Source organism: Aerosakkonema funiforme FACHB-1375 (assembly GCF_014696265.1).
Classification (GTDB): domain Bacteria; phylum Cyanobacteriota; class Cyanobacteriia; order Cyanobacteriales; family Aerosakkonemataceae; genus Aerosakkonema; species Aerosakkonema funiforme_A.
Window position 1 is genome coordinate 1 of record NZ_JACJPW010000187.1, and the last position, 10538, is coordinate 10538.

Consider the following 10538-nt stretch of genomic DNA (forward strand, 5'->3'; position numbering starts at 1 on the left):
TAATTGTGCCGATGCACGATATGCCTACGGCACGCTGTGCGAAGGCACTCCTGCAAGTGCCTTAACAAAAGTTCATACAGTGTCGATTACTTTTGTCCGACTACTTAGGCTCAAGCAACTATCGCACAGTTCTCTCACCGAAATAGGCATCAGGATTAGCTCTTCCTTGCCAGCTTCGACTTTGGAAAGGTCAAGAATATCGTTAATCAGCGACAAAAGATGTTGGCCACTACTGTGAATGTAGTTGACATATTCCTTCTGTTTGGCATTGAGAGAACCAAAAATTTGTTGATCCAGCAGTTGCGACAAACCTAGAATAGCGTTGAGAGGAGTTCGCAATTCGTGGCTCATGTTAGCTAAAAATTCGGTTTTAGAATCACTTGCGGCTTCGGCAGCTTCTTTAGCTTGACGCAGTTCCAGTTCTGTCTGCTTGCGCTGGGTAATATCGCGGACTATACTTACAACTTCTTCTTCGCCGCTGACAACTAACCGAGCTTCGTAATGGCGCTCCATACCAGTAATGGCTAATTGATATTCAAAAATTTGTATAGTTTTAGTTTGTAAGGCTTGCTCCAGGTAGTGCATAATCTGCTGACTTAACTCAGCTGGGAGGACTTCCTGCACTTTTCTACCTAAAAACTGACTTGGATGTGCGTAGAGCAGATCTTCTTTGTTGGCTTTGCAGTCTATCAGAGTCCCATCTTTGGCGATGCAAAACATTAAATCTGGTATCGCATCCAGAAGAGCGCGATTTCTGACTTCGCTTTGTCGGAGTGATGCTTCTTGGCGTTTGCGTGCGGTGATGTCGCGCTTAATTCCGAAATAGCATACGGTTTGGCCTCCATCATTACGGACTGCAAAGGAGGAAAATTCGATGTACAATAGTTCTCCACTTTTGCTACGGCAGGTGATTTCCGCACAGTAATTGCCCTGCTTTTCCACCTCCGGTAAGAAGAAGGAGCAAAAATCGCCGTCGGTGTGAATGGCTAGTGTTTTGCCCTGCAACTCCTCATCGGTATAACCCAGTAGGTCTCTATGGGCCCAGTTCTGCTCGATGTAATATCCCTGCGTGTCGAGTATGGCGATCGCATCTTTGCTATTGGCGATAATTTCTCGGTAGAGGGTGAGCTTTTCCTCTGTCTGTTTGGGCGTCGTCATTTTCGGGGTAGTATCGATCGCCAATACCATTTGAATCACTCTATCTCTAATTCTTGCCCTATTGATACTCATTCACTCTTTTCACCCCAGGGAATACTGTATAACCTGCTGTTGCTGTATGCAGACCTTACCCCATATGGCGCAATTGAGTCTGTAGCACCTCCAGGGTAACAATTGTGCTATGAATAATTGCCAACCTTTCGTAACCGCGTACACACTTCTACAGGGTAAGGGGGTTCGAGAATAGATTAGTGCCAGATTCCCTACGGCGATTTTTCTGTAAATATTTCTTTATAAAAATTGTGACCTCACTATGTAACGCAAGGAGGATAACAGTTTTAAAGATTAACGCTACGTTAAAATTACTGCTCTAACTTAGCTACCGAGTCTTTCTATTTGACGAGAGAAGTGATAAAAATGACTGCTGCAAAAAATCTGAGAATTGTCTCTCTGATTCCCAGCGCCACAGAGATTGTCGCGCTGTTGGGCCTAACCGATTATCTGGTGGGGCGATCGCACGAATGCGATTATCCCCCAGAAATCAAAGATCGTCCTATTTGCACCCAAGCACGATTGAACTCTTCTAAACCCAGTGCCGAAATTCATCAGGACGTTACCAATCTTCTCCAAAACGCCCTCAGCATCTATGAAATTAAACTTGAGCTCATAGAACAGTTACAACCGACACACATCCTAACTCAAGACCAGTGCGATGTTTGTGCCGTTAGCTTATCACAAGTGGAAACAGCTCTCGCCTCACTCACCCACAGCCAACCCCACATTATTTCTTTACAGCCCACTGTTCTAGCTGATATTTGGGCAGACATCCAAATGGTTGCCCAAACGCTAGATGTGGAAACTCCCACTTCATTATCAGATTTACAATCTCGCGTCAAAATTTGCGAGCAAAAAACTCTTTCAAGTATTGATACAAAGCTTCCCACTGTTGCCTGCATCGAGTGGACAGATCCCCTAATGGCTGCCGGTAATTGGATTCCAGAACTGGTGAAGTTAGCAGGCGGTCAGCCTCTTGTTGGCGTACCGGGTCAGCCTGCCCCTCAATTACAGTGGGAATCTTTGATAACAGCTAATCCAGATGTAATTATTTTCATGCCTTGCGGCTTTGATTTACAGCGTACTCGGCAAGAAGCTTCTATGTTAGCCCAGCGTCCTGATTGGCAGAATTTGCAAGCCGTAAAAAGTGGCAAAGTCTACATCACTGATGGCAATTCCTACTTCAATCGTCCTGGGCCGAGATTGGCTGATTCTGTAGAAATTTTGGCAGAAATTCTGCATCCCGAAACAGTGCAATATGGCTACCAAGGCAAAGCCTGGGAACCTTTATAAACATAGATAATTGCTAATAGTTAATAGCTAATACTTATGGTAATTAGTGATTAGCTATTAGCCAAAGTGAAACTAAATCGTTTCATCTTCATCTACAAATAATACCAGAGAGAAAAGTGGCAATACTACCACAAGCAATAAAGGTATCAACGCGATCGACTTCCCGACTCTGTGGATAGCTACCTTGCCATTCTGAATAAACTGCTGCCACTCATTAAGAAATTTTTTGACAGCTGAATAGTTTAGATATTCTTTGCCGCTAATCGGTTGATGTAGCCTTAGCACGGCATCTCACCTCCTGCCATGCGTTACATAAAAATTGCTCCTTAGTTACTATGATTACTCTTTTAATAGGTAAAACCTATGAATGATACTAAACTCAACAAAAGTATAACAAAAAATACAAATATTTCATGATTTTTACAGGTTTCTAACTAGGCAGACATAATTAAATTTAGGGTGGGCAATGTCCACCCTACAAATCATCTTTGGTTTATTTTGCGCCCACTCAGTTCGCAGATTTTTAAAGATGATGCGATCGAGCGAACAATTTCCAGCGTTTTATATGTGTTTGTTTTTCAGCTTAATCGAAAAGGTTTCAGCCAACCGCGATCGATCGCTACATCAAGAGTATATCGGGCGATCGCAAACAGTACAATACTCTCGACGGCCAAAACGCCGCAGGACCAAAACGCATTGTCAAAATTCAACCCTACGTCTGCTTGGGCTAATCCCCGCACCAGTCCAAACGCTAGCACTGCCCCTTCGCTAAGATGGGAATTGCGATCTTCGCGGATGATGTAGCGGTAGGTGATGCCGAAAAGGAAACCGCTGATAATAGCGATCGCCCCACTTAGCAACAGATTTGCTGCCGTCGAGATTTGCAAAGAAGCCAGTACCTCAAACTGCTTTGCCAAAACTAACTGATTTCCCAAGGTTGCGATTCCGTAAGCCAAAAAAAGCGACAAAGCAGCAAAGCTTCCCGCCTTGACAGATTCAATCCGTTCTGCTTGTAAGCCGTCCAATGTAAAACCTCATCACTTCCAAGTATGATAAGACTTGGTGTCATTTTGTCACATTCGATTTAACACAAGGCTATGGATATTCTCTCTCTAGGTTGGGTTGCCCTATTGGTTCTGTTTACCTACTCTATCTCGATGGTAGTTTGGGGCCGTAACGGCTTCTAGAAAAGTGGAAACAACAGCTCTTAACGTTCTGGCTTTAGTTGCCTTTGTGCTGCTAGTGGCAGTCTCAGGGGGAGTTTTGTACCTGACGGTGATGGAGTGGCGCGATCGCCGCCGTCAAGACAGCGATAAGCGCTCTACTCGTCGTCGCTAAGTCCTGTTTAGGGGTTAGGGTATAGGGGATAGGGGTTAGGGGAAAGAGGAAAGAGGAGCAATTTTGACTTTTGACTTTTGACTTTTGACTTCCCCATTCCCTAGCCTCTATCCCCAAGTCCCTTTTCCAAAGGCATTTGGGCGAAATGCTCTAATAGCAATCGGTGGATAAAAATATATCCACCGCCAACCTTTTGCAAAAAAATGCGCTCGGTTGCCCAGTCTAAAAAACGAGCGTAATTCCAAGGAATATATCCATTGCAGTAGAGGATGAACCGCAACATAAAATGCTTAACGCAGGCTTCTCCTCCTCCTGCTATGATGCCAAAACACAATCCGAAACTTCCCCAAAAAAAGAACGACCAATGTAATAGATTAGCCGCAATTCCCAAGACTAAAAATCCCAGCAACCCGAAGACGATCGCATTTTTTAGAGATTGTCTGATGCCTTGATTGGGTATTGTTATTCTCTCATCGATCGAGGGAGAAGTCAAGGCGCGAACCAATCCGTAAATCAGCCCCATATTCATGCCGAATACCATACCGCGAACTAATGAATGAAGTTGGCCATTGTTTAAATGCAGCGCCACAACTTGCCAGCGTTCTGGATTGAATATAAGCTCATAGGGTATTTTGAGTATAAATCCGGAGACTAAACCCAAAATTATGCCGCGAACAATAGTTTTTATCGCGTTTTTCCATGACCATTTCAAATTTTCCACTGGCGTGATGCGATCGATACCAAAAATTAACACAAAAATTACCGAAACTAAAATCAGCCAGAAGATTACTCGCTTAATTGGCAATAGCAACTGACCGATTGTCAGCCCTAAAATCACAAAAAGTATCAATAATCCGCCTAAATAAATTTGCTTTTGCAATTTGGTTTTTAACCATTTTGTTTGCATTCGCTCTATTAAAAATACTGTTTGCGATTCCTCTGACATTCTTTGCGCTAACCAAGTTAACCACTGCATCGCTTGGGCTTGGGAATATTGACGATCGTTGTGGCGACGAGCGAACATTCTGATGATATAATTATCGAACAAATGTTGGCGGCGTTCTTCCAAATTCATGCTGGGTAATTCGGTGATTGACATTCCCCGATAAGCGAGGGTGATAATGTTCAACATTAAAGGCGATCGCGCTAATTCTTGCAACTTCGTATCCGCTGCAAGTGCCGTATTTACTGCTGTTAAATCTTCACCCGCAGCAGCTAAATATTGATGGATTTGTGCCAGAGTCAGGGGTTGAATGAAAATGGCACCCTGACAGCGCAGGCGATAGGAAAGTGCTTCGTAATCTTGGATGCGAGAGCAAACTACGATTTCTGTTTGTCCGTGTGATTGCATAAATTCATTAATTGCTTGGACGCACAAATCGCGGCGATCGCTACTTACTTCATCCAAACCATCCAACATTAGCATTAACTGCCGATCTTTCACCCAAGCTTTACCGATTGGTTGGGAAACTTGATATTTTATATTCATTTCCCGCACTAACCAATTGGCGAAGGAAGCTACACAGTTTCCCTTTGTTAAACCTTGCTTTTCTTGCGACCAAGATGATAAATTAAATAAGACGGGAATGGGATGATCGAGATCTTGTTCGGCACGATTAATTAAATCGCGAGCGAGTTCCAAAAGTGTGGTTGTTTTGCCGCTACCCGGTTCGCCTAAAATGAGGAGCGATCGACCTTCTCCCAATTGGTCAAATTGCTGGATAACTTTGCTTTTTGGTGGTAAAATTTGCCTGGTTTGTGACGGCGTTTCCCATAGCATACCCCAAGGGCGATCGACTGCATCAAGGCGTTTTTCCAAACCCAATTCAATCAGCGCTTTACCGTGCAGCGAACTTTCCAGAACGCCTTTTATCCAGTAATTTTTGACTTTGTTGAGTAAAATCTGACGATTGCGATGTTCTTGTCGGCTATAGGTTACTTTGGGTGTGGATGTCTTGGGAACTGTACCGGGAAGTGTAACTGTTTCTGCCTCGGATTGACTGTATACTTTTGCCTGCAATGGTGGTAGAATAGGTGCAGGCTGAGTAGTTTGTGATTGGGGTAGCAGGCGATCGACAGGATGCAAAGCCAAGAGCATTTCTCTCGCAGTGGGATAGCGCTCTTGAGGATGCGATCGCACCGCTCGCTCTAACACTTCTGCTAAACTGGAACTAATCTGTCGATCGCTGTCATTAAAAATAGTTTCACCTGTTTTAAGATTTGTCTTTAAATCTTGGGGACGCTTACCAATCAACAAATAAATAGCAGTCATCCCCAAACTGTAGATATCGCTACCGTAGACAGGTTTACCCGCTGCTTGCTCAGGTGGCATATAACCGATTGTACCGACTGCAATAGAGCTAGTAACTTCCCCTAAAGAATCCAACCCAGCACACATCGTTTCTTTCGCAATCCCGAAATCAATTAAAACTGGTTTGCCATCCTTTTGTCGCAGAATGATATTGGCAGGTTTGAGATCGCGATGGATGATACCTCTGTTGTGAATATAATCGATAACTGGTAAAATATTTAATAGGATTTCCTTCACGACACTTTCGCTCAGCACTCCTTCCTCTTTGATCTTTTGATTGAGGGGAACTCCTTCAATCCACTCCTGAACTAAATAAAATTCTCCTGCTTCCGCAAAGTAAGCGTACAACTTAGGAATTTGCTCGTGTCCCTCCCCCAGTTGCTCCAAAATAGCCGCTTCCCGCTGAAATCGCTCCTTCACCAGTTCGTAAACCTGGGGGTTGTTGGCGACGGGTTTGAGCTGCTTGATTACACAAAGACGACGGGAAGGCATATGGGAGTCTTCCGCCAGAAAGGTTTCGCCAAAACCACCTTTTCCTAGCGCCCGAATAATACGGTAGCGGTTGTTCAGAAGCGCTGATGTCATCTAATTTCAAAGTACCAACTTATTTGCACGATCTACTGCTTCCAGTTTAATAATAATTTGCTTACACCCCGATTGCTGTCAGCAGTTTTGTTAATATAGTTATTTTGGACTTAATTATAGCAAATTGAAAATAATTAAATTTTGATTAGATATGTAAATATCTTCCGATATACTAGAGCAAAATAAATATCAAGACTAACTAAAAAAGCTTTTTATGTAAGCTGGCAAGGGAAATTTTGATGAAAAGTCCATTGGAATTTTTGGAGTCAACTCGCGATCGCATCCAGCAAAAGCTAGAAGCCAAATTCGGGCCAACAACAGTGGTGCGCGGCGCGGGCGTTCAGTTCAAGAGCAAAGAGAAAGCAACCCTGGAACGAATTGAACTAAAGCCGCCCTCAACTAAGGAAGTGCTGCTCAAAGCAACGTGCAGCCTAGTCAGCCCCGGAACAGAACGCGCCAGCTATCTGGATCTGCCCAATACCCTTGGTAATTTTCCCCGCATACCGGGCTACTGCTTTGTGGGTAGCGTGCTGATGTCGGGACGGGGAAGCAGCGTTCAGTCTGCCGATATGGTTGTGGCTTGGGCACCCCACGCCAGTCTAGCAGTTGTCCCAGATGAGAAAGTGATGCGCTTGCCAGAGGATGTACCTCCAGAAAGGGCTGTTTTCACCACCATTGGCGCGATCGCACTGCAAGGATTTCGCAGGGCCCACCCAGAGCCGGGAGAGTCCGTCGCCGTCCTGGGCGCGGGATTGATCGGACAGCTCACCCTCAGATTGGCAGCGATCGCAGGCGCTTATCCGATTATCGCCATCGCTCGCACCAAACAGCGTTTGGAAGCAGCGATGCGTAGCGGTGCAGACCTGACGATCGCCACCGCAGAAGACCCAGAAGCACTTGACAAAGTAGGTACAGATGTGGTAATAGAACTGACGGGAGTGCCAGAAGCGATCGGCGATGCCATCCGAGCAGTACGACCGGGCGGTCGCATCATTCTGGTAGGCAGCACCAGAGGCGTAACCGAAGACCCAAACTTGCTGACAGCGCTGCATCAAAAAGGAGCGGTACTGATAGGAGGACACTTCGCCACCAACCCCAAATCATCCACATTTCCAGGCTATCAATGGCCGATGCGAGGGGCAGAGTGGGGTGCAGTGCTGAACCTAATTGCAGATGGACGGCTGGCTGTTGACGATTTGATTACCGATCGAGTCGAACCGCCCAGTATTCCTCAAATGTATCAACAGCTGGCAAAAGAAGGCGATCGTTCGATCGGCGTACTGATCCGCTGGGACAAACCGGGAGACTGGACACCGCAGATCCTCACCCAGAGTTTAACAACATCGATCGTCGCCAAGTTACAGAAACAACCGGAACCGGCACCAGCACCCATTATTCCTGGGCCAAGAGCCGAAACCCCACCCCTGCGAATTGCAATGGTTGGTTGTGGCGAAATTGCCGTACAAAACTCCAAAGCCATCAAAGCCGCGCCGAATACCAGCATCGTTCACGCAATGGATCTCGATATCAAGCTGGCAAAGCGACTAGCTGCCCTGCACGAAGCACCCTACACCACCAATTTTGAAGAAGTATTAGCAAATAAAGAAGTAGAAACCGTTTTTCTAGCCGTTCCCCATCACCTGCACGCCCCAATGGCCATCCAAGCCATGAAAGCTGGCAAGCACGTCATCGTCGAAAAGCCGATGGCGAACAACGTCGCCGACTGCGAAAAAATGCTGGAAGTCGCACAGCAGACTGGGGCTATCCTCTCAGTTTGTTATTGCCAGCGATACAGTCCCCAGCTAATGCGGGCAAAAGAACTGATCGAAAAAGGCGCAGTTGGACGCATCTTAGGTACATCAATAACCTTCGGACAAGTTCGCAACGAATCCTACTGGACAGTTGGTTTTACCGGACGAGTAAAAACAGACTGGCGCGGTTCGCGGGAAAAAGCGGGAGGAGGCGTTTTAATTATGAATTTGTGCCACACTCTCGATTATTTCCGACATTTAACGGGATTGGAAGTCAAACATATTTTTGCAGAATATGCCACCCTTACCCACCCAGTTGAAGTAGAAGATATTGTATCGGCAACTTATCAGTATGAAGGTGGTGGTATTGGCACCCTTTGCGGTTCTACTCACGTTGTCGGTGCGCGGATGGATGAAGAGCGTGTGTGGGGTTCCGAGGGTCAAATTATCCTGCGCCCAATTCTGAAATTCTCCTCCCTACGAGCAGTTGATGGCTATAGCGCCAACCGTTGGCACGAAGTAAAAAACCTTCCCCCACCGATAGAACGCCAAATTTTTGTAGAGCGATTTGCCGAAGCAATTCGTGCTGGTAAAGAACCAGAAGTTTCTGGTAAAGATGGATTGGCGGTGCAGCGAATTATCGAAGCTGCTTACGCTTCCGCGCAAAAACGACAACCAATTGAAGTGGAGAATTTTAACAACGCATAGCAATGCTTGTAGGTTGGGTTGAGGAACGAAACCCAACTTGTGAGGACAGAAATCCTTGCGTTGAGCTTTGCAAAACCTACTCCCAAAATTCGCGATCTTATCTGCGTTTATCTGCGTTCATCTGTCTTCATCTGCGGTTAAATTTTAACTCATGATTCCCACAGACAATCCAGTCCACCAAAATGCCTGTAACCCTTGAACCGAGATAATGGTGGGCAGTGCCCACCCTACAAATTATCTTTGTTTGTACTACAACCGTAAACTCGTTATGGGTTTTATTGACTAAACCCGCTCCTACGACTTTTGGCTGGGTTCTCAAAATTTCATTGACGTTTTTAACATTTAGGAGAACAAAAATTTTGCTTTACACTCAGGAATCACCACATAAGATTGAAGATTCTCTTCGCGTTCGCTTGCGAGTTGTGCGAAGCCTTCTCGATTTGACAATTCCCCAATCAGAAGGGAATTCCCTATTACCAATTCCCGTTATCGGTCGCGTTATCGAGTCTACCGCACAAGGCGTCCCTGTCGATTCCCTCGTCTTAGCTCCTGGCAACAACGCTCCTGAATGTAGCGTATCGGCAGCAGCTTGTTTGCCATTAGAAGCGGGAACAGACGAAAATGACGCACTCTTGGCAGGTATTGCCGCACCCGCGTTAGCGGCAATGCGGCGAGTCAATTTTGAAATCGGAGTTCACGCCGTTGTTCTCGGTCTCAATTTATACGGTCTATTGCTAGTTTCTACGAGTCGGTTGGGAGGTGCGGGAAACCTCAGTGCTTTGGATGCCCGCGAATCGCGACGCGCCTATGCAGAAAAGCTCGGTGCTGGGCGGGTTGCTTCTCCAGAGGAACCGGGATGGCCGGAAGCTCTGGTTCAGGGCAGCAGTCGCGGTGGAGCGGATGTTGTATTTGTTACCGGAACCGAACCGGGACTGGTGGAAGCAATATTGCCGAAATGCCGCAAGGAAGCTCGCGTACTGGTGCTTGCTTCTATGCCTGCGGGTGCGATCGACCTGTATCATAGTATTCATTCTCCCGGTCGTACTCTTCTTGGGCCTCAACCGCAGACGGAACCGGGTCAGCAGTGGGTCACAGATGCAGGTCGTTTGCTGCGCCTCGCACAAGCAGGACGCTATCGCCCAGAGGGGATAATCGGCGAGCGAGTCAAGGCGTCGGAAGCTACTGCAAATAGCACTTCGTCAACTTCATTAACTGTCGTGCTTGACTGGGAAAGTTGAAAAGATTACCGAAATTAATGGGTCTAAAGCCTCCCCCTTCCAGGGGGACTTTTCTTGATTCGTGCTAGAATAATTTATGTCAGGCACAACAACGTAAAATGC

The 10538-nt window shown here is 46.1% G+C and carries 9 protein-coding genes; 5 read left to right on the forward strand and 4 right to left on the reverse strand.

Annotated features, from left to right (window positions below; translation table 11 throughout):
- Nucleotides 1-72: 72 nt before the first annotated feature.
- Entirely contained in the window at nt 73-1230 is a 1158-nt protein-coding gene (locus H6G03_RS35815) for a PAS domain-containing sensor histidine kinase (protein WP_190475461.1), read from the reverse strand.
- Nucleotides 1231-1575: 345 nt separating this feature from the next.
- Here H6G03_RS35815 and H6G03_RS35820 point away from each other — a divergent pair, with 345 nt between their 5' ends.
- Nucleotides 1576-2505: a cobalamin-binding protein gene (locus H6G03_RS35820; protein ID WP_190475463.1), complete on the forward strand. Its 930-nt coding sequence runs from the start codon at nt 1576-1578 to the stop codon at nt 2503-2505.
- Between the two features lie 72 nt (nt 2506-2577).
- Here the strand turns inward: H6G03_RS35820 and H6G03_RS35825 are convergent, their stop codons facing one another.
- Both H6G03_RS35825 and H6G03_RS35830 read right to left on the reverse strand, forming a co-directional pair.
- On the reverse strand, nt 2578-2790 hold the full coding sequence (locus H6G03_RS35825; RefSeq protein WP_190475465.1) for a hypothetical protein: 213 nt from the start codon (nt 2788-2790) through the stop codon (nt 2578-2580).
- A gap of 293 nt (nt 2791-3083) precedes the next feature.
- Entirely contained in the window at nt 3084-3530 is a 447-nt protein-coding gene (locus H6G03_RS35830) for a hypothetical protein (protein WP_190475467.1), read from the reverse strand.
- Nucleotides 3531-3602: 72 nt separating this feature from the next.
- On the opposite strand from H6G03_RS35830, the gene petN reads away from it, so the two are divergent.
- Both petN and H6G03_RS35840 read left to right on the forward strand, forming a co-directional pair.
- A complete protein-coding gene (gene petN / locus H6G03_RS35835; protein ID WP_190475473.1) occupies nt 3603-3692 on the forward strand; it encodes a cytochrome b6-f complex subunit PetN in 90 nt (29 codons plus the stop codon).
- A 4-nt stretch (nt 3693-3696) separates the two neighbouring features.
- The gene (locus tag H6G03_RS35840) at nt 3697-3843 is read left to right on the forward strand and encodes a hypothetical protein (protein ID WP_190475475.1); all 147 of its coding nucleotides are present in this window, start codon (nt 3697-3699) and stop codon (nt 3841-3843) included.
- Nucleotides 3844-3943: 100 nt separating this feature from the next.
- Here H6G03_RS35840 and H6G03_RS35845 read toward each other — a convergent pair whose 3' ends face one another.
- Nucleotides 3944-6739, reverse strand: coding sequence for a protein kinase domain-containing protein (locus H6G03_RS35845; protein WP_190475478.1), 2796 nt, complete (start codon nt 6737-6739; stop codon nt 3944-3946).
- A 239-nt stretch (nt 6740-6978) separates the two neighbouring features.
- Between H6G03_RS35845 and H6G03_RS35850 the strand changes: the two genes are divergently transcribed.
- Nucleotides 6979-9198, forward strand: coding sequence for a bi-domain-containing oxidoreductase (locus tag H6G03_RS35850; RefSeq protein ID WP_190475480.1), 2220 nt, complete (start codon nt 6979-6981; stop codon nt 9196-9198).
- 359 nt (nt 9199-9557) lie between these two features.
- Nucleotides 9558-10436, forward strand: coding sequence for a zinc-binding dehydrogenase (locus H6G03_RS35855; protein WP_190475482.1), 879 nt, complete (start codon nt 9558-9560; stop codon nt 10434-10436).
- The last annotated feature ends 102 nt before the right edge of the window (nt 10437-10538 follow it).

Coding starts and splice junctions, on each gene's coding strand:
- H6G03_RS35850 (WP_190475480.1), top strand. CDS start 6,979: ATGAAAAGTCCATTGGAATTTTTGGAGTCAACTCGCGATCGCATCCAG.
- H6G03_RS35820 (WP_190475463.1), top strand. CDS start 1,576: ATGACTGCTGCAAAAAATCTGAGAATTGTCTCTCTGATTCCCAGCGCC.
- H6G03_RS35815 (WP_190475461.1), bottom strand. CDS start 1,230: ATGAGTATCAATAGGGCAAGAATTAGAGATAGAGTGATTCAAATGGTA.
- H6G03_RS35845 (WP_190475478.1), bottom strand. CDS start 6,739: ATGACATCAGCGCTTCTGAACAACCGCTACCGTATTATTCGGGCGCTA.
- petN (WP_190475473.1), top strand. CDS start 3,603: ATGGATATTCTCTCTCTAGGTTGGGTTGCCCTATTGGTTCTGTTTACC.